This window comes from Rathayibacter sp. CAU 1779 (genome assembly GCF_054551755.1).
Map to the genome: position 1 here is coordinate 1 of NZ_JBTOLK010000004.1, position 19,540 is coordinate 19,540.

The following is a 19,540-nucleotide window of genomic DNA, read 5'->3' on the forward strand; positions in this document are numbered from 1 at the left end:
AAATATCTAATCCAAAGGAATCCCAACACCAACACCAACCAAAAAGGCCGATGCCAGTGACGAGGATAAATTGGCATATGACATAGTGCACGCTGTTGAGTTCTCAAGGATCGGACACACCCGACCATCGGCCCCTCGGCCTACTTGTCGGAGTAACTTCCCTTCGTCCACCGAACGGGCCACGCGTCGAACACGAGGTTCAGGATGTGGAACGCTGGTGGATGTTTGCCCTCAAGCCAGTGGTTCTCTCCTCCAGGAGGAGTAGCTCTTCGGCTGAGGATCGTCCCGCTTGAGGCCGGAAGCTTTTCGCTTTCCGCACCTTTGGGGTGACAAGTAAGTACTTTACGCAGGATGGGCGGGGGGCGGCAAATCGCGGTCGCAGCCCGGGCGTGTCGCGGCATCCACCCGCATCGAGGCCGACACGCACCGCTGTCGGCTGCCCCGCTGGACCAGGCCACCGACGTGGCGGAAGCTCTGAGAACCGGAGGCGGCGACGGGGACCGGCGGAATCCTCCGGTCCCCGTCGCGAGAGCGCGAACACTCCGGTTTCGGCGACACGGGCGCTCGCGACATGAGCGCACGCAAGCCCGGCACACGCGACCCGAGCAGAGGACGCGGGCCACATGCAACGTGGCCGCGCAGTCCTCTAGATCCCGCGCGCGAGCCGGTAGTACGCGGCACTCCAGTGCAGCTGCTGCTCGAACTCGCGCGGACGTGTGTCCTTGTCGATGACGACGAGCTCGGTGCCCGACATCCGTGCGTAGTCCTCCCAGGCCTCGATGCCGACGGCGTTCGTCATGACCGTGTGGTGGGCGGCGCCGGCCTGCAGCCAGGCCCAGGCCGACGTGCGGAAGTCGGGCTCGGGGATCCAGACGGCGCGTCCGACCGGCAGCTTGGGCAACGGCTCGCTCGGAGCCACGACCTCGACCACGTTCGCGGTCAGACGGAAGCGGTCGCGCATGTCGGAGAGGGCCACGACGACCGCGGGACCGGCATCCGCGTTGAAGACGAGCCGCACCGGGTCGTCCTTGCCGCCGATGCCCAGCGGGTGGATCTCGAGCGTCGGCTTCGACGTGGTCAGGGACGGGCTCACCTCGAGCATGTGGGCGCCGAGGATGCGCTCCTGCCCGGGGGTCAGGTCGTACGTGTAGTCCTCCATGAGGGATGCCCCGCCCGGCAGCCCGGCGCCCATCACGTTGGCGATGCGCACGAGCACGGCCGTCTTCCAGTCACCCTCGGCGCCGAATCCGTACCCCTCGGCCATGAGCCGCTGCACGGCGAGGCCTGGCAGTTGCTTGAGCGAGCCGAGGTCTTCGAAGTTGGTCGTGAAGGCGCCGAAGCCGCCATCCTCGAGGAACAAACGCAGTCCGAGTTCGATGGCGGCGCCATCCCGCAGCGACCGATGCCGCTCTCCCCCGCGGCGCAGCTCCGGCACGACGTCGTAGAGCTCTTCGTACTCGGCCACGAGCGCGTCGATGTCGGACTCGGATGCCCCAGCGACGGCATCTGCGAGCTCGTTCACGCCCCACGTGTTCACCTGCACGCCGAACACGTGCTCGGCCTCGGTCTTGTCGCCCTCGGTGACCGCGACGAAGCGCATGTTGTCGCCGAAGCGGGCGAGCTTGAGAGAGCGGGATGCCGCGTATCCGGCGGCCGCGCGCGTCCAGATCCCGACGCGACCGCTCACCGCCGGGTCGCTGACGTGTCCGACGACCGTGGTGCGGGCCACGCCCAGGCGCGACTGGATGTATCCGAACTCGCGGTCCCCGTGCGCCGCCTGATTGAGGTTCATGAAATCGAAGTCGATGTCAGCCCATGGCAGCGCAACGTTGGCCTGCGTGTGCAGGTGCAGCAGCGGCTTCTGCAGGGCGTCGAGGCCGGCGATCCACATCTTCGCGGGGCTGAAGGTGTGCATCCAGGCGATGACGCCGATCACGGAGTCGTCGGCATTGGCGTCGAGGGCGACGCGGCGGATCTCGTCCGATCCCGTGAGCACGGGCTTCCAGACGATGCGGACGGGCACGTCGGCGGAGGCGCCCAGATGGTCGGCGATGGCGCGCGACTGGTCTGCCACCTGGGCGAGCGTCTCCGGACCGTAGAGATGCTGGCTCCCGGTGAGGAACCAGACCTCGTAACCATCGAGCGAAGTGGTGAGCGGGGTGCGGGTCATGGGATTTCCTTACTGATGGAGCGGATGGCGGATGTTGCGGCGTTCACTCCGCACCCACGTGCGCACCGCGTGGTCTGACGCCGAGGGAAGCGTCGCAGCGGAGCACAGGGCTGAGAAGAACGGGAACTCTCGAGGGGAGGAACAGGCACCCTCGGGCGGAGGAACAGGCACCCTCGGGCGGAGGAACAGGCACCCTCGGGCGGAGGAACGGGCACCCTCGGGCGGAGGAACAGGCACCCTCGGGAGGAGGAACAGGAACGCTCGAGGGGAGGAACGGGCACCCTCGGGCGGAGGAATGGACACCCTCGGGAGGAGGAATGGACACTCTCGGGCGGAGGAACGGGCACCCTCGGGCGGAGGAGGGGTCAGAGGGCATCTGCTGCTGCTCGTTCGATGGCGAGGCCCGCCCGATAGCGGTCGAGGTAGTCGGCGAAGCCGGCCACGTCCGCCGGGTCGGGGGCGACGACGGCGGACTCGGCATCCCGGAACACCGTGTCGTTCAGGTAGTCCGCGAGCGAGGACCCGGATGCCGCACCGCCGGCGGCCAGGTACGCCGCGAGCACCGCGATCCCCCACGCGCCACCCTCGGCCGCCGTCTCCGCGACGGCGACCGGAGCGTCCAGTGCCGCGGCGAGGATGCCCTGCGCCACCCCGGCCGTGCGGAAGATGCCGCCGTGGGCGTGCATCCGATCCAGGGCGACGCCCTCGTCGGCGAGAACGCGCATGCCGAGGCTCAGCGTGCCGAACACTCCGTAGAGCTGGGCGCGCATCACGTTGGCGAGCGTGAAGCGGCTGTCAGGGGTGCGTACGAAGAGCGGACGTCCCTCCGTGGTGCCGGTGACCGGCTCGCCGGCCAGGTAGTTGTAGGCGAGAAGGCCGCCGGCATCCGCTTCGCCGTCCAGCGCCTCGCGGAACAGCAGCTCGAAGACGCGGTCGGAGTCGACGGATGCCCCTGCCAGCCCCGCGAAGCGCTCGAAGAGCCCGACCCACTCGGCCAGCTCGCTGGCTCCGTTGTTGCAGTGCACCATGGCGACCGGGTCGCCGGACGGCGTGGTCACAAGGTCGAGTTCCTCGTGGGATGCGGCGAGCGCACGCTCGAGCACGACCATGGCGAAGATGCTCGTGCCGGCGCTCACGTTGCCGGTGCGCGGCGCGACGGCGTTCGTCGCGACCATGCCGGTGCCGGCGTCGCCCTCCGGCGGACACAGCGGGATGCCCGGTCGCAGCGCCCCCGACGGATCCAGCAGCGCCGCGCCCTCTGCGGTGAGCTCGCCGGCAGGATCGCCGGCACTGAGCACCTCGGGGAGGAGGTCGGCGAGAAGGTCTGAACCCGCGGTCAGCGCGTCGAAGCGGGCGAGCAGGTCCGCGTCGTAGGTGCCCGTCGCGGAGTCGATCGGGAACATGCCGGAGGCGTCGCCGACGCCGAGCACCCGACATCCGGTCAGTTTCCAGTGCACGTAACCGGCCAGCGTCGTGAGGAAGGCGACATGCGGAACGTGAGGCTCGGCATCCAGCACGGCCTGCCGGTAGTGCGCGACCGACCACCGCAGCGGGATGTTCACGCCGAACAGCTCGCTGAGCTCGGCTGCCGCCGCGCCCGTCGTCGTGTTGCGCCACGTGCGGAACGGCACGAGCAGCTCGCCGGATGCGTCGAACGGCAGGTATCCGTGCATCATCGCGGACACGCCGATGGCACGCAGCGAGGCGAGTTCGGCGTCGTATCGCCGACGAACATCCGCGACGAGGTCGGCGTACGCGGCTCGCAACCCGGACCAGACGTCGTCGAGCGTGTAGGTCCACCTGCGGTCGACGAAGCGGTTCTCCCACGAGTGACTGCCCGACGCGATCGTCACGGACGGGTCGTCTCCGATCAGGCAGGCCTTGATGCGGGTCGACCCGAGCTCGATGCCGAGCACGGCGCGGCCGGAGCGGATGACGTCTGCCGCGGGTTCCACGACAGGGGAGGTCTCTGCGCTGTTCGACGCGACGTCTCGCGCTTCGAGGTCCTTCGCCTGTTCGGTGCGCTCGGTGCCGGCGGCGCTCACGAGTCGCTCCTGCGGGCATCCGTCGCCTGGCCGTACACGTTCTGATACCGGTCGTACAGGCTGTCGATCGCCTCCTGAGGGATGGGGATCAGCTCGCCGCCCTGGCGGGCGATGTGCACGGTGCGGGCGACATCCTCCACCATGACGGCGGCCTTGACGGCGTCCTTCGAGCTGACGCCGATGGTGAACGGGCCGTGGTTCCGCATGAGGACGGCACGGCTGCGGTGCCCGCTCAGCGTCTGCACGATGCCGCGGCCGATGGAGTCGTCTCCGATGATCGCGAACGGCCCGACCGGGATAGGTCCGCCGAACTCGTCGGCCATCGCCGTGATGACGCACGGGATCTCCTCGCCGCGCGCCGCCCACGCGACGGCGTACGTGGAGTGCGTGTGCACGACCCCGCCGACCTCCGGCAGGTTGCGGTACACGTAGGCGTGCGCGGCGGTGTCGCTGGACGGTGAGCGGTCGCTGCCGAGGGTGCCGGGCACGACGTTGCCGTCGAGGTCGCAGAGGATCATGTTCGCAGGTCGGAGGTCGTCGTACGAGACGCCGGACGGCTTGATCACGAAGAGGTCGGCGCCCGGCACACGCCCCGACACGTTGCCGCCCGTCCACACGACGAGTCCGTACCGGACGAGCTCTGCGTGCAGCGCCGCGACCTCCGCTCGGGTTCGCGCTACTGCCGGGTCGTCGTCGAGGGCTGCGCCGTCGATGGGGTGGGGGGACATGGGGCTCCTCCGTCCGTGTCGCGTCGACGCGACCGATGTGACCGTTTCGCTTGAGGAGTATAGCCAGGGCGGTATCCGCCCGCTCGGCCGAGCGTGCACGACGGGCAGCCAAAGGCGAGCCGCCTGCGCGGATATCGCACGAAACGGTCACAGCCCGACCCGGTACCCTCTCGCTATGGCCGCGAGCACCGACAGTCGACGACCACCGACTCCACGGGAACCGACTCCACGGGAACCGACTCCACGGGAACCGAGTCGACGGGCACCGAGCATCCGCGACGTGGCACGCGTGGCGGGAGTGTCCTATCAGACGGTCTCGCGCGTGCTGAACGACCACCCCAACATCCGCCAGGAGACCAGGGAGCGAATCGTCGCCGCGATGGCCGAGCTCGGCTACCGGCCCAACAAGGCGGCACGGCGGCTCGTCACGAGCCGCAGCCAGACCGTCGGCGTGGTGGCCAGCGTGTACGGATCGTATTTCGGGCCGACCAGCATCGTGGCCGCCTTCGAGGATGCCGCCCGCGAGCGCGGATACGCCACCCTGCTCGCCAGCCCGCGCACGCTGGACGAGGCCTCCCTGCGGGATGCGATCGAGCACCTGATCGACGAGAACGTCGAGGGGATCGTCGTGCTGGCCCCGCATGCCCGCACCGCCGAGGTGATCGCCTCACTGCGCACCCCCATCCCGATCGCGCTGCTGCAGTCCGACCGAGTGCCCGCCGATCTCGGTCTCTCCGTCGACAACGCCCTCGGGGCCACTCTCGCGACCCGGCACCTGCTGTCGCTGGGGCACACCCGTATCGCGATGGTCGCCGGACCCTCTGACTGGGTCGACGGACAGGCGCGCTCACGGGCGTTCGGTGAGACGCTCGCCGCATCCGGGATCGAGCCGGTTGTCGTCGTGCCTGGCGACTGGACCGCCGAGTCCGGCTACCTCGCGTACCAGACGCTGCGGGAGCACGACGTGACCGCCGTGTTCTGCGCCAACGACCAGATGGCGCTCGGCCTCATCCACGCGGCGGCGGAGCGCAGGGTGCGCGTCCCTGCCGACCTGTCCGTCGTCGGGTTCGACGACGTGCCAGAGGCCGCGCACTACCTCCCGCCGCTCACCACCATCCGCCAAGACTTCGCGGAGCTCGGGCGACGCGCCATGTCGGCACTGTTGGCGCGGTTGGGCGGTGAAGAGGGCGCGGCCGGGATGCCGGTGCCTCCGAAGCTCGTGGTGCGCGCATCCACGATGCCCGTCGGCGGCGAGCGAGCCGCCTGATCGCACCGCGTTCCGGCTCAGACCGCGCCGAGCGTCGAGCCGCGCGTGACGAGCCGCGGCTCCACGAGCTCGATTCCCGGATGCGCTGTGCCGCCGATCGCGTCCAGCAGCATCTCCGCAGACCGCCGGCCGATCTCGCCCAGTCGTCTGTCGACCGTGGTGAGCGGCGGACGGCATCCCTCGACGACGACGTCCCAGTCGTCGAATCCGGTGATCGCGATGTCGTCGGGCACCCCGACACCGCGTTCGCGCAGCCGTTCTGCCACTCCGCGGGCGATCTGGTCGTTGCCGCAGGTGATGGCATCCGGTGTCGTGTCCGCGTGGTCGAGCAGGATGTCCGCCGCAGCCCTGCCCCACGCCTCCGTCCACGCACCGAAGAGGGGCTCATGCGTGAGGGAGCGGCCGCTCGCGTCGGCCGCCGCGAGCGTGGCATCCCCTCGGACGCGCGCGCTGCGCTGATCGGATGGTCCCGTCACGTGCGCGATGCGCTCCCGCCCCAGGCTGGTGAGGTGGTCGAACACGAGGCGCACGCCCCGCTCGTCGTCGGTGATGACGGACGTGTCGCCGTCGCGGATCGACGGTGCGTGCGCGTACACGACGGGGAGCTCGGTGCGAAGGCTCGGCCGCGGACTCGTCGGCCCGCCGGTCACGATGACGCCGTCGACGTTCTGCTCAGCGAGGCGCTCCAGGTAGTACTGCTCGCGAAGCGGATCGTCGCGGGTGTCGCAGAGCAGCACCATGATCTGCCCCAGGCTGAGCGCGTTCTCGGCGCCGAGCAGGATCGGGAGGCTGAAGCGTCCGACCGAGTCGCCGGTGAGCAGCGCGACGGTGATGCTGCCGGTCGACTCGCTCTCGCGTGGGCGCGCCCTGAATCCGAGGCGTTCCGCGGCCTCCCGCACGCGCTGCCTCGTGTCATCGCGCAGCTGCCCGGTGTTGCCCAGCACCTTGGACACCGTCGCAGGCGACACACCGGCCTCCGCTGCCACATCCGCGACACGCACGAGTCGTGACGCGGGCACCGCGCTCGGCGTCTGTTGCATCGCAGCCCTCCGCACTCTGTCCAGGCACCCATCGACCGGACTCGGAAACACTTTCCGTGCCACCAGGAACCGTACATTCCTCACGATATCAGGGCACTTCTCCTTGACCGGGTGTGGGGCGATCGTTAGATTTGAACCCATTCCAGAACGTTTCCGGAACATTCCTTCACCTTGACGAGGATCCCGTGACCGACACCACGTACGACACTGTCCGCCGCACCGACGGCATCCCCGGCCCCGCGCATCCGCTTGCACCGACGACGCTTCGACCTCTCGGCGTCTCGGACGTGCGCATCGGCGAGGGATTCTGGCTCGGCCGACAGCACGTGAACCGTGACGTGTCGATCCCCGACGGCCTGCGCCAGCTGGGCGATGCAGGCAACCTGCACAACTTCGAGGTCGCCGCCGGTCGGGCAAAGGGCGAGGTGATCGGCCCGATCTTCGCCGACTCCGACGTGTACAAGTGGCTGGAAGCCGCCGCGTGGGAGTACGGACGTGAGCCGAACGAGCAGTTGCTGCAGGACCAGCTGGCCATCACCGAGCTGGTCGCCGCCGCCCAGGACGACGACGGATACCTCAACACCGTCGTGCCGGTGCGGGAGGGGAGACGGTACGGACACCCGGAACGCGACCACGAGCACTACTGCGCAGGCCACCTCATCCAGGCCGCCGTCGCGCAGAAGCGGGCGACCGGGCACGACGAGCTGCTGAACGTCGCGATCCGCGTGGCCGACCACCTGGTGCGCGAGTTCGGACCGCGCTCCGCGACGGGGTCTGCCGGCGATGTGGACGGTCATCCGGTCATCGAGACGGCCCTCGTCGAGCTCTACCGCGAGACCGGAACGCGCGACTACCTCGACCTCGCGGAATGGTTCGTCGATGCCCGCGGCCACCGCACCCTCGAGCGTTTCGGCGGCAACGCGACCTACCTCTCCGACCGCGTTCCGGTGCGCGAGGCGACGACAGTCGAGGGACACGCCGTGCGCGCCGTCTACCTCGCGACGGGGGCAGCGGACGTTGCCATTGAGACGTCGGACAGCGAGCTCGTGTCGACGCTAGCGGGCCAGTACGCCCACATGGCCGAGACCAAGCAGTACCTCACCGGCGGACTCGGTTCGCGCTGGGAGGGCGAGTCGTTCGGCGACCCGTTCGAGCTGCCGTCCGACCGCGCCTACGCCGAGACGTGCGCCGCGATCGGCGCCATCCAGTGGGCTTGGCGCATGCTGCTGGCCACCGGCGAGGCGTCGTACGCGGACCAGATCGAGCGGATGCTGTACAACGCGTTCCTGCCCGGCGTGTCCCTGCGCGGCGGCGACTACTTCTATGTCAACACGCTGCAGGTGCGCGAGGACTCGCACGCGGACGACGAGCGCTCCGCGGTCGGCGGACGCCACCGCTGGTTCGGCTGCGCCTGCTGCCCGCCGAACGTGATGCGCACGCTGTCCAGCCTCGGCGGATACGTCGCCACGTCCTCTGCGGACGGCGTGCAGCTGCATCAGTACGTGCCGAGAACCGTGCGCGCGGTGACGGATGCCGGCGAGCTGACGCTGACCGTGGAGACCGGCTATCCGTTCGACGGCGCCGTGCGCGTCACCGTCGACGCTGCACCGGATGCGGCCGTCACGCTGAGCCTGCGCATTCCATCCTGGGCGGCGGGTGCCACGCTTGACGGCACAGAGGTCGCTTCCGGCGGCTACGCCACGGTCACACGCTCGTTCGCACCCGGCGACGTGCTCCTTCTGGACCTGCCGATGGCTCCGCGGATCGTACGACCGCATCCGCGCGTCGACGACCTGCGCGGCTCGCTCGCGATCGAGCGCGGGCCGCTGGTCTACGCGTTCGAGGCGGTCGACCAGCCGGACGGCCTGGTGCTCGACGACGTCATCGCGGATGCCGGATCCGTCACGGACGGCGGTGTCGGGGCGGGTGCCGACGCCTCAGCCGGGCTCGCCGACTCGTCCGGTGCCGTGGACGCTGCCGGCATCCCGATCGCGGGACCCGACACGGTGCCCGGCCTGGTCACGGTGAGTGTCGGCACCGCATCCGGGGACGTGCTGACCGGCATCCCGTACTTCGCCTGGGCCAACCGCGACGTCGCCGACATGCGGATCTGGTTGCGCGAGGCCTGACGGCCCATCCGCGCGGCCGTCGTCGCTGCAGGCCAACCCCGAGTTCCTGGCCCGAACTGTCGCTAGACCGACGTGTAGCGACCGAACGCGCCAGGAATTCGCCTGGGTGGGTGGACCGACGCTACGGCCCGGACACCAGGGTCGCCGTCACCGTGTGCTCCGTGCCGTCGCGCACGTACGTGATCTGAACCCGGTCGCCGGCCTTTCTGGTCAGCATGAGCTCGGTGATCACGTCGGAGTTCGTGGCTGGTCGTCCGTCGATCTTCGTCACGATGTCACCCACCTGCAGGCCTGCTGCAGCGGCGGATCCCTTCGGGTCGACGTACTGGATGTAGAGACCGTCCTCGATCCCCCACCGTTCCGCGACCGCAGCCGGGATCGGGGTGACCTCGACGCCGAAGTACGGATACGCGACCTCGCCCGTCTCGATGAGCTGATTCGAGATGCGGATGGCGAGGTTGACCGGAATGGCGAAGCCGATGCCCACGGATCCGCCGCCGCCCACACCCTCGGAGTTCGGCACGGTCGAGATGGCCGTGTTCACGCCGATGAGATGCCCGCGGCAGTCCACGAGGGCGCCTCCGGAATTGCCGGGGTTGATGGAGGCATCCGTCTGGATCGCACCGGCCAGGATGGCCGTCGTCCCATTGTCACTCGGCACCGGCACGTTGCGTCCGAGGGCACTCACGATGCCGGCGGTCACCGTGCTGGAGAGCCCCAGCGGTGCGCCCAAGGCCACGACGGGCTGCCCGACGACGACCTTCTCGCTGTTGCCGAGCTCGATCGTCGGCAGCTGGGAGTCGGCGCTCACCTTGAGCACGGCGAGATCGGACTGCGGATCGCGTCCCACGATCTTCGCCTGCTCGGTGTGGCCGTTCGAGAAGGTCACGGTGACAGCGCCGCCGTTCGCCGCGGCGGAGATGACGTGATTGTTGGTCACGATGTAACCGTCGTGGCGGATGATCTCCCCGCTCCCCACGCTGCTGCCGGCGGACGCCGAGACGTTGATGGTGACGATGGTGGGGAGCACCTCGTCGGCGACTGTCACGGAGTTGCAGGAGCCTCCCGCAGATCCGCTCGCCGTTCCGGTGGACCCCGTGGAGGCGGAGGTGTGTTCGCCGGAGATCCACGCACCGAACCACCCTGCGCCGAACCCGAAGACGAGAGCGATTAGCAGAGCGATGACCCAGACGAGCCAGGCCGGAACTCTGGACCGCGTGGATCCTCCCCCGCCGAGTGCAGGGGTCGACAGTGGCTGCGCGGCGGACGGCGAGGCGGCAGACGCCGGAGATGGATCGCTCGCAGCGGAAGCGGCCGCCGGTGTCGACGATGCGTCGTGGGCGTCGGGCGCACCCGGCGCGCCGCCGTCGCGCCGTTCGTCGCCGCTCGACGGCGTGGACTGCGGATCGCTCATCGTGCATCCCCCCGATGTCACTGACAGGACCCGTCGACCAGGTGCTTCATGGCCCCGCCGTTACGACTGTAGTGCGACGGTTGGGCCTACTTCTCGCCGATTCTGGGCTATTCGCCGTGTCGAGTGGTGCTCGTCAGCCGACGAGACGCCGTCCCTCGAATGCGCGGCCCAGGGTCACTTCGTCCGCATACTCGAGGTCGCCGCCGACGGGCAGCCCGGAGGCCAGCCTGGTGACCCGCACCTCCATCGCCTGGAGCATTCTGCTCAGGTAGGCGGCCGTCGCCTCGCCCTCCACGTTGGGGTTCGTGGCGATGATGACCTCGCGCACCGAGGCATCCGCGAGGCGGGTCATCAGCTGACGGATGCGCAGCTGGTCCGGTCCGACGCCCTGGATCGGGCTGATCGCGCCGCCGAGCACGTGGTAGAGGCCACGGAACTCGCGCGTGCGCTCGATGGCGACGACATCCTTCGCCTCTTCGACGACGCAGATGAGGCTCTGGTCGCGGCGCGGATCGCGGCAGATGGAGCAGGTTGCCTGCTCGCTGACGTTGCCGCAGATCTCGCAGAACCGCACCTTGTCGCGCACGGTGGTGAGCACATCCGCGAGTCGGGACGGGTCGTAGCTCTCGGTCTGCAGGATGTAGAACGCGATGCGCTGCGCAGACTTCGGCCCGACGCCGGGCAGGCGACCGAGCTCGTCGATCAGGTCTTGGACGACACCCTCGTACATGGCGCCCTCCTACCTGTTCCAGCCGGACGAGCCGGATTGACCCGACTGCGCCACCTCTTGCTCCTCGATGAACTTCGCACCGAGCAGCTCGCGGACGACGGCCTCGCCGTATCGTGCCGGCTCGCGGAATCCGACGGATGCCTTACGCTTCGCTGGACCCTGCTCGCCTCGGGCGGGGTCCGCCGAGGCCGAAGGGCCATCCGGTTCGTCCTTCACCGTCGGCCGCGTCGCCGCATCACCACCGGCGGGAGCGGATGTCGCACCGTGAGTCGCGACGACACCGACGCCGACGGACGTGCCGCCCGTGACGCGTGCCGTGCTCTCGCCGTCGTCGGGGAAAGGCGGTTCGTCGTCGTCGGGCGCGTCAGGACCCACGTACCAGCCGTCGGCATCGGTATCCGTGGACATCTCGGCCGGCCTGGCGTCTCCCGCGCGCTGCCCGGCCCGTGCCGTCGCCGGTTCGGCGACGCGCGCCGGCGACGGAGCCACCGCAACCGGCCGCTCCTCCTGTGACGACTGCTGCTCCTGCAACGGCTGCTGCGGAGAAGACGCGTCGTCGTCCGGGCGCTCCAGGACGGCCGTGGCGGCACCGGGGATCGCGACCGTCGGCCATCCCCCCGATGCGGCAGACCGTGTTGGTGCTGGACGTGCCGCGCTTCCGGCGCGGGGGCCGTCGGACGGATGAGACGCCCGCTGGGGCTGGGGCGAGGACTCGCGCACCGGATCGCTCGGTGCCGGATCGCTCGGTGCCGGATCGCGCGGCCCCGAACCGGGCCTCGTCGGGCTGAGCCCGGTGGGCGCGGACCCGGCGGGGGCTCCCTGGGCCGGACCATTCTGGGTCCGGCCGTTCTGGGACGGACCGTTCTGAGACGAACGGTCCGGGGTCCGACTGCTCTTCGTCGAATCGTTCTTGGTCGGATCGTTCTGAGACGGACCGCTCCGGCTCGGACCGTTCTGGGGCCTGCCGCCGCCGTCGGATCCTCCCGCGCCGCCGTCCGGTCCGGCCGCCTTGGCGAGGAACTTCACCTTGACGCCGAGCAGGTCGACGATGGCGTTGCGGAGCACCTCGCTGGCGGCATCCGTCGCCCCCGGCGTTCCGCGGAAGCTGTCCACGTCGTTCGCGCTGGGGAAGGAGAGCGAGAGGACGTCGCCGTCCAGCGAACGGACCGACGCCGTGTAGACGACAGTCCACGCGGTGCGGCTGGCCTCCTCGACGGATTCCAGGATCTCCGGCCACGCGTCCTTGACCTGCTGCGTCGTCACGGGTGCGATCGCGGGGGAGGCTGCATCGTCGGTCACCCCGGGGGTCGCCCAGCCCGACGCGGATGCCGGTCCGCCTACTGACGGTGCGGACCCCTTCTTGGCGGCCGCTGCTGCGGCGAACGCTGCGGCTTGCGCGACGGCGGCGTCGGCGGAGGGTGCCTCCGCTGTCGGCGTCGGCGCGGAGGGCGATGCGGAACTGTCGGCGGGCGGTGCGGGGGGTGCCGTCGCCGCCGTTGACGTCGACGCTGCCGGAGGTGCCGACGCTGCGGCAGTGGCCGAAGCCGCGGGAGCGGCGGAAGCGGGAACGGATGCCGCACTCGGCGCACGCACTGACCAGGCTGCCGCCGCCGACTCGGCGTGGTTCGCGACCGATGCCGCCTCGGCGGCCTTGCCGGTCAGCGGCGCAGAAGACGCGCGGACTGGTGGGGCCGATTGCTCCCGGGCGGGAGCTGAAGCCGGAGCGGATGGCTGGGCGGAGGTCTGCTGAGACCGGGCCCCCGCGGCCGGAGCCGGACGTTCCGCGGCCGCAGTCTGCGGTGACGCGCCGGCCGGCGCCGACGAGCCCTCGACGCCCACCCGGCGTTCCAGCCGCTCGACACGTGCCAGCGCTCCGCGCTCGGTGGCGTCGGATGCCGGCACCAGCATGCGGGCCAGCATCAGTTCCAAATGAAGCCTGGGCGAGGTCGCGCCGGTCATCTCGGTGAGTGCGGCGTTGACGATGTCCGCGCAGCGGGAGAGCTCGGCGGATCCGAACGCGCGTGCCTGTACCGACATGCGGTCCAGTTCCTCCTGCGGGGTGCCGCGGAGGACGGCGGCTGCGGCATCCGGAGACGTGGCGGCCACGATGATGAGGTCGCGGAGGCGCTCGAGGAGGTCTTCGACGAATCGCCTCGGGTCCTGCCCGGTCTGGATGACCCTGTCCACTGCGGCGAACGCGCTGGCGGCATCCTGCGCGCCGATGGCATCCACGACCTCGTCGAGCAACGCCGCGTGCGTGTAGCCGAGCAGTGCGACCGCACGCTCGTATTCGATGGTCTCGCCCTCCGAGCCCGCGATCAGCTGATCGAGCAGCGAAAGAGTGTCACGCGGGGATCCACCGCCCGCACGCACGACGAGCGGCAGCACGCCGGGCGCCACCGACATGTGCTCGCTCTCGCAGAGCTGCTGCACGTAGTCGAGCATCTGCGCGGGCGGAACGAGCCGGAACGGATAGTGATGGGTGCGCGAACGGATCGTGCCGATCACCTTGTCGGGCTCGGTGGTCGCGAAGATGAACTTCACGTGCTCCGGCGGCTCCTCGACGATCTTGAGCAGCGCATTGAAGCCCTGCGGCGTCACCATGTGCGCCTCGTCGAGGATGAAGATCTTGTAGCGGTCGCGGGCCGGAGCGAAGATGGCGCGCTCGCGGATGTCGCGAGCGTCGTCGACACCGTTATGGCTGGCGGCGTCGATCTCGACGACGTCGAGGGATCCCTGTCCCCCGCGACCCAGCTCGATGCAGCTCTCGCACTTTCCGCACGGGGTGTCGGTTGGGCCTTCCGCACAGTTCAGGCAACGGGCCAGGATGCGCGCGCTCGTCGTCTTGCCGCAGCCGCGCGGGCCGCTGAACAGGTAGGCGTGATTCACGCGATTCGTGCGCAGCGCCGTCATGAGCGGCTCGGTCACCTGGGACTGGCCGATCATCTCGGCGAATGTCTCTGGCCGATAACGGCGATACAGGGCGGTGACCACGCCCCCATGGTAGCCGTGACCACCCACACTCGATTCGGGCCCTGTACCGTGCAGCGGCATTCCGTCTCGACACGCCGCGGCCGACACCGGCCGCCCGACGCGTCGCAACGGAATGCCGCGGTTCAGTACACTCCACCTCTGTGGCGGCTATGTCGCTTCCGAGAGTTCCATCGACAGCGCCTTCTCGATTCTTCAGCGCTTCATCAGGCGTTTTATGCTGGCTTGTCGCCGCGAAACCCGAACGCGGCAGCAGATAACGGAGCCTTTCGTGCAGCACATCGCCGTCATCGGTGCCGGCCCCTCCGGGCTGGCCGGTGCCCGCGCACTGACGATGGCCGGGTTCGAGGTCGATGTCTTCGAAGCCGGCGCCGACGTGGGCGGTCTCTGGAACATCGACAACCCGCGTTCGACCGTCTACGAGTCCGCGCACCTCATCTCCTCGCGCACCACGACCGAGTTCGCCGAGTTCCCCATGGACTCCACGACGGACTATCCCGGCCATCGCGAGCTCATGCGGTACTTCCGGGCGTATGCCGACGCGTACGACCTGCGGCGACGCATCCGCTTCTCCACGACCGTCACAGCTGTCACGCCTGCCGACGGCGACGCCTCCGGCTCGAGCGGATGGGACGTGACGGCCCAGGGACCGGATGATGAGGCGAAGACCGAGCGGTACGCATCCGTCGTGCTCGCCAACGGCACGCTGTCGAAGCCGAACGTGCCGACCTTCCGCGGAGAGTTCACCGGCGAACTCATGCACACGAGTGCATATAAGAAGGCATCGGTGTTCGACGGAAAGCGCGTGCTCATCATCGGGGCGGGCAACTCCGGCTGCGACATCGCCGTGGATGCCGTGCACCACGCCGCATCCGTCGACCTGAGCGTGCGTCGCGGCTACTACTTCGTGCCGCGGTACCTCTTCGGCAAGCCGTCCGACACTCTGAACCAGGGACGTCCGCTCCCCGCACCGATCAAGCAGTTCATCGACACCCGGGTGCTGCGGGCGTTCACCGGGGATCCGGTGAAGTTCGGATTCCCGAAGCCCGACTACCGCATCTACGAGTCGCACCCCATCGTCAACACGCTTGTCCTCAACCACCTCGGACAGGGCGATCTGCGCGTCGTGCCCGACATCAACCGGTTCGACGGTGACACCGTGCACTTCGCCGACGGCAGCAGCGACGACTACGACCTGGTCATGCTCGCGACGGGATACAAGCTCGACTATCCGTTCGTCGACCGCACGCACCTCGACTGGACGGGTGCCGCGCCGTCGCTCTACCTCAACATCTTCCCGCCCTCATTCAACGGGCTGTACGTGCTCGGCATGATCGAGGCATCCGGGATCGGCTGGCAGGGGCGTGCCGAACAGGCCGAGCTGCTCGCCGCCTACCTGGCGAGCGTGCGAGACATGCCGGCTGCGGCATCCGCTTTCCGAGACCGCGTCACCAAGCCGTGGCCGGACCTCAGTGGCGGCTACCACTACCTCGGACTCGAGCGGATGTCGTACTACGTGAACAAGGATGCTTACCGTCGCCAGGTGCGCGCCCACCGCGACGCGCTCACGCAGGCGGCACACGCGCAGCCGGGCCCGCCGGTGAAGGACGGACCTCAGACGTCGGCGGCGCCGAAGGATGCAGTGCAGACGTCGGCGCAGAAGCTCGTCGGTCGGCAGGATGCAGCGCAGCAGTCGCCGCAGAAGCTCGCCGGTCGACAGGATGCAGCGCAGAAGGATGCCGCACGATGAACGTCGACTCCGTCAGCGTCAGCTTCGCGCCGGGATCGCTGATCGCCCTCGACGTCGTACTCGGACTGATCATGTTCGGCATCGCGCTGGACACGAAGCTCGAAGACTTCAGGGCCGTGCTCAAGGCCCCGAAGGCCATGATCATCGCGCTCGTCGCCCAGATCGTTCTCCTGCCCGCCGTCACGTTCTGCCTGACGCTGCTGTTGAACGTTCAGGCATCCATCGCGCTCGGCATGATCCTCGTGGCGTGCTGCCCACCGGGCAACATCTCGCAGGTGCTCACCTACCGCTCAGGCGGCAACGTGGCACTGTCCGTCTCGATGACCGCCGTCTCGAACGTGATCTACATCTTCGTGCTGCCGCTCAACGTCGCCATCTGGGGCAACCTGCACCCGACCGCGCGCGGCATCCTCGAGCAGGTCAACGTCAACGTCGTGCAGATGGTGCTCGAGATCCTGCTCGTGATCGGCGTGCCGTTCGTGCTCGGGCTGTTCATCCGGAACAAATGGCCGAAGTTCGCCGGCCGTGTGCACCCGTATGCACGGTGGATCAGCCTGCTCGGCCTCGTCGGTTTCATCGTGGCGGCGCTCGCCGGCAACTGGGCCGTGTTCGTCGAGGTGATCGGCGTCGTGCTGATCGTCGTCTTCCTGCACGACGCCGTCGCGCTGGGACTCGGGTACGCGAGCGCACGGATCGGCGGTCTCGGCGTTCGGGAACGCAAGGCCATCACGTTCGAGGTGGGAATCCGCAACTCGGCGCTGGGCCTCGGCCTCATCTTCACGTTCTTCGGCGGGCTCGGCGGCATGGCCGTCGTCGCCGGCTGGTGGGGCATCTGGGACATCATCGCCGGTCTCATCGTCGCGACGTTGTGGGGGTGGCACACGAAGCGGAAGGATGCCCGCGGCGCGGCCGGCGCGACGGCTTCGGTCGGCGCGACGGCTTCGGTCGGCGCGACGGCTTCGGCCGGCGGTGGGGTGAGGAGCGCCGCGGATTCGGCGGGATCGACCGGCGGTGGCGGCGGCACGGTATCGACAGGGCCGGCCGGCGGTGGTGGTGGTGGCGCGATATCGACAGGGCCGGCACGCGACGGCAGCGAGGGGGATCCGGCATGAGGCGCGTGCTGGTCACCGGCGGCAGCGGATTCCTCGGATCCAGCGCGGTGCGCGCGCTTGCGGGACATCCGGCCGTTGACGTGGTGGTCGCTGGCGACATCCGGAACCCCGGGCACCCGGTCGAAGGCGCGGTGTACGAGACGTGCGACATCACGAATGCGGCGAGTGTGGCATCCGTCATCGCTCATCACGACATCGACACCATCGTGCACCTCGCGGCGATCGTGAACCCCGGCACGCTCAGCGAAGAGATCGAGTACCGGGTCGACGTCGGTGGAACCCGCAACGTGCTCGAGGCTGCCGTCGCGGGCGGCGTGACGCGCATCGTCGTGTCGTCGTCCGGTGCGGCCTACGGATACCACGCCGACAACTCCGAGTGGCTCACCGAGGACGACCCGGTGCGCGGCAACGACGAGTTCAGCTATTCGCGGCACAAGCGTCTCGTGGAGGAGATGCTCGCCGAGTATCGGACGGAGCATCCGGAGCTCGGGCAGGTCGTGCTGCGCATCGGCACGATCCTCGGGCCGACGGTGAAGAACCAGATCACGGCGCTGTGGGATGCCCCACGACTCCTCGTCGTGCGCGGTTCGGACAGCCCGTTCGTGTTCGTGTGGGTGGACGACGTGGTCGGGGCGATCGTGGCCGGCGCGACGGGCGACGTCACCGGAGCGTTCAACGTCGCCGGTGACGGATGCCTGACCGTGCCCGAGATCGCGGTCCGCCTCGGCAAGGGCACGATCGCGGTGCCCGCCCGTCTGCTGGCAGGCGTGCTGCGCGTGGGACACGCACTGCACCTGACGGTGCACGGACCGGAGCGCGTCGGATTCCTCCGCTACCGGCCGGTGCTCGACAACACGCGCCTCAAGACGGTGCTGGGCTACACGCCGCAGAAGACGAGCGCCGAGGCGTTCGACGCATACCTGGAGCAGCGGGTGCGCTGAGCGCACCTCGAGGCAGTGCGTGCTGACTCCCTCGCCAGGCGGTCCGTGCTCACTCCGTCTCCAGGCGGGCCGTGCTCACTCCGTCTCCAGGCGGTCCGTGCTGAAAATCGGAGTTTCGTCTTGTGTGCCGCGTGTCGCGAGCGGATGGCGGCGTGGCGCGCTGTGCCTCCGATTTCCGGCACGCTTCGACACCCTCCAACTCGTGTCGGGTGCGCCGCGCGACTCTGCGTCCCCAGCCATGAGAAAGCGGGCTCGCCCCCACATCCGCGATACCGGCCCCATCCGTCCGTCTCGACGTCAACGGTGGACGCATGCTCTTGTGCGCATTGGGACACGTCGCAGCTTCCGGCCGTCTGATCGCGGCTGGCATGTCCAGGCGAGATGTAGCCAGACTCGGGGCGGATGCCGCGGTCTGGCGTCCACGCCGAGGCACGCTCGCCTGCGCGCACCTCTCCGGCGATGCACGACTGGCGGTGGAACTGGGCGCACGACTCGACTGCCTCAGCGCGCTACGCGAACGCAACATCTGGACTGGGGGCGACGACCGTCTGCATCTGCGGCTCCCTCGTGGTGGGCGCATAGCGCGTCCGGCCCTGCTGCCGGATGACGCCTGCATCCATTGGTCGGATGCGCCAGCCGGAGGCGACCAAATCCGTGTGTCCGTACCAGCAGCGCTTCGACGTTCCACGACCTGTCTGGGCGAAGAGGATTCCGTGGCCGCTCTGGAATCCGCGCGCTATCGCAAGGCGATCTCATCATCTGCGTTCCACCGACTGGTCGCCGGTGCCCCAATACGTATGAGGTCGGCATTCGCTCTGGCGGTCGAGGGACCGCAATCCGGATACGAGACCAAAGCACGCCTTCGATTGCAGCGCGTCGGCTTCCGAGTCCGTCCGCAGGTACTCGTTCCCGGCGTCGGGCACGTTGACAATCTGGTCGACGACGTCGTCGATCTCGAGACAGATGGTCGCGAGTTCCACGCTGAGTCGTTCGCCGACGATCGCCGACGGGATCTGGCCGCTGAATGGATCGGCATTCGAGTACTGCGTGTTCCGGCCGTTTCGGTCGATGCAGAGTGGGACTACATCGAGGAGACGGTGGGGCGGATGGTGCGGGACGCCCATCGCCGCCATCTGTGATTGCTCTGCGCGGACGCGACGAAAACCATGAGCGGGCCGTGCTGGAAATCGGAGCTTAGACGCGACACACCGCATCTGTGCCTG

Annotated in this window: 13 protein-coding genes; 5 read left to right on the plus strand and 8 right to left on the minus strand. The window is 69.0% G+C overall.

Going from position 1 to position 19,540, the window contains the following annotated elements:
• Positions 1-646 precede the first annotated feature (646 nt).
• The 3 genes from araA to ACX9R5_RS16320 form a co-directional block, all read right to left on the minus strand.
• Entirely contained in the window at positions 647-2,170 is a 1,524-nt protein-coding gene (araA, locus tag ACX9R5_RS16310; protein WP_459410113.1) for an L-arabinose isomerase, read from the minus strand.
• Positions 2,171-2,535: 365 nt separating this feature from the next.
• Positions 2,536-4,125 carry a xylulokinase gene (locus ACX9R5_RS16315; RefSeq protein ID WP_459410365.1) on the minus strand — a complete coding sequence of 530 codons (1,590 nt, stop codon included), beginning with the start codon at positions 4,123-4,125 and terminating at the stop codon, positions 2,536-2,538.
• 86 nt (positions 4,126-4,211) lie between these two features.
• Positions 4,212-4,943 (minus strand): L-ribulose-5-phosphate 4-epimerase, encoded by a 732-nt coding sequence (locus ACX9R5_RS16320; RefSeq protein ID WP_459410114.1) that lies wholly within the window; start codon positions 4,941-4,943, stop codon positions 4,212-4,214.
• 280 nt (positions 4,944-5,223) lie between these two features.
• Here ACX9R5_RS16320 and ACX9R5_RS16325 point away from each other — a divergent pair, with 280 nt between their 5' ends.
• On the plus strand, positions 5,224-6,210 hold the full coding sequence (locus ACX9R5_RS16325) for a LacI family DNA-binding transcriptional regulator (RefSeq protein WP_459410115.1): 987 nt from the start codon (positions 5,224-5,226) through the stop codon (positions 6,208-6,210).
• A gap of 17 nt (positions 6,211-6,227) precedes the next feature.
• On the opposite strand, the gene ACX9R5_RS16330 is transcribed toward ACX9R5_RS16325, so the two are convergent.
• Positions 6,228-7,250: a LacI family DNA-binding transcriptional regulator gene (locus ACX9R5_RS16330; RefSeq protein WP_459410116.1), complete on the minus strand. Its 1,023-nt coding sequence runs from the start codon at positions 7,248-7,250 to the stop codon at positions 6,228-6,230.
• Between the two features lie 185 nt (positions 7,251-7,435).
• Here ACX9R5_RS16330 and ACX9R5_RS16335 point away from each other — a divergent pair, with 185 nt between their 5' ends.
• Positions 7,436-9,379 (plus strand): glycoside hydrolase family 127 protein, encoded by a 1,944-nt coding sequence (locus ACX9R5_RS16335; RefSeq protein WP_459410117.1) that lies wholly within the window; start codon positions 7,436-7,438, stop codon positions 9,377-9,379.
• 121 nt (positions 9,380-9,500) lie between these two features.
• On the opposite strand, the gene ACX9R5_RS16340 is transcribed toward ACX9R5_RS16335, so the two are convergent.
• The 3 genes from ACX9R5_RS16340 to ACX9R5_RS16350 all read right to left on the minus strand — a co-directional run bounded on the left by ACX9R5_RS16340 (position 9,501) and on the right by ACX9R5_RS16350 (position 14,517).
• Entirely contained in the window at positions 9,501-10,793 is a 1,293-nt protein-coding gene (locus ACX9R5_RS16340; protein ID WP_459410118.1) for a S1C family serine protease, read from the minus strand.
• Positions 10,794-10,926: 133 nt separating this feature from the next.
• Positions 10,927-11,523 (minus strand): recombination mediator RecR, encoded by a 597-nt coding sequence (gene recR / locus ACX9R5_RS16345; protein WP_459410119.1) that lies wholly within the window; start codon positions 11,521-11,523, stop codon positions 10,927-10,929.
• A gap of 9 nt (positions 11,524-11,532) precedes the next feature.
• Entirely contained in the window at positions 11,533-14,517 is a 2,985-nt protein-coding gene (locus tag ACX9R5_RS16350; protein ID WP_459410120.1) for a DNA polymerase III subunit gamma and tau, read from the minus strand.
• A 268-nt stretch (positions 14,518-14,785) separates the two neighbouring features.
• On the opposite strand from ACX9R5_RS16350, the gene ACX9R5_RS16355 reads away from it, so the two are divergent.
• From ACX9R5_RS16355 to ACX9R5_RS16365, 3 genes are read left to right on the plus strand one after another with little or no spacing between them, the layout of a single operon-like run.
• Positions 14,786-16,264, plus strand: coding sequence for a flavin-containing monooxygenase (locus ACX9R5_RS16355; protein ID WP_459410121.1), 1,479 nt, complete (start codon positions 14,786-14,788; stop codon positions 16,262-16,264).
• Entirely contained in the window at positions 16,261-17,376 is a 1,116-nt protein-coding gene (locus tag ACX9R5_RS16360; RefSeq protein WP_459410122.1) for a bile acid:sodium symporter family protein, read from the plus strand. Before ACX9R5_RS16355 ends, ACX9R5_RS16360 begins: the two co-directional genes overlap by 4 nt.
• On the plus strand, positions 17,373-18,317 hold the full coding sequence (locus ACX9R5_RS16365) for an NAD-dependent epimerase/dehydratase family protein (RefSeq protein ID WP_459410123.1): 945 nt from the start codon (positions 17,373-17,375) through the stop codon (positions 18,315-18,317). The genes ACX9R5_RS16360 and ACX9R5_RS16365 overlap by 4 nt, the downstream gene beginning before the upstream one ends.
• 755 nt (positions 18,318-19,072) lie before the next feature.
• Here the strand turns inward: ACX9R5_RS16365 and ACX9R5_RS16370 are convergent.
• Positions 19,073-19,450 carry a hypothetical protein gene (locus tag ACX9R5_RS16370; protein ID WP_459410124.1) on the minus strand — a complete coding sequence of 126 codons (378 nt, stop codon included), beginning with the start codon at positions 19,448-19,450 and terminating at the stop codon, positions 19,073-19,075.
• Between the last annotated feature and the right edge of the window lie 90 nt (positions 19,451-19,540).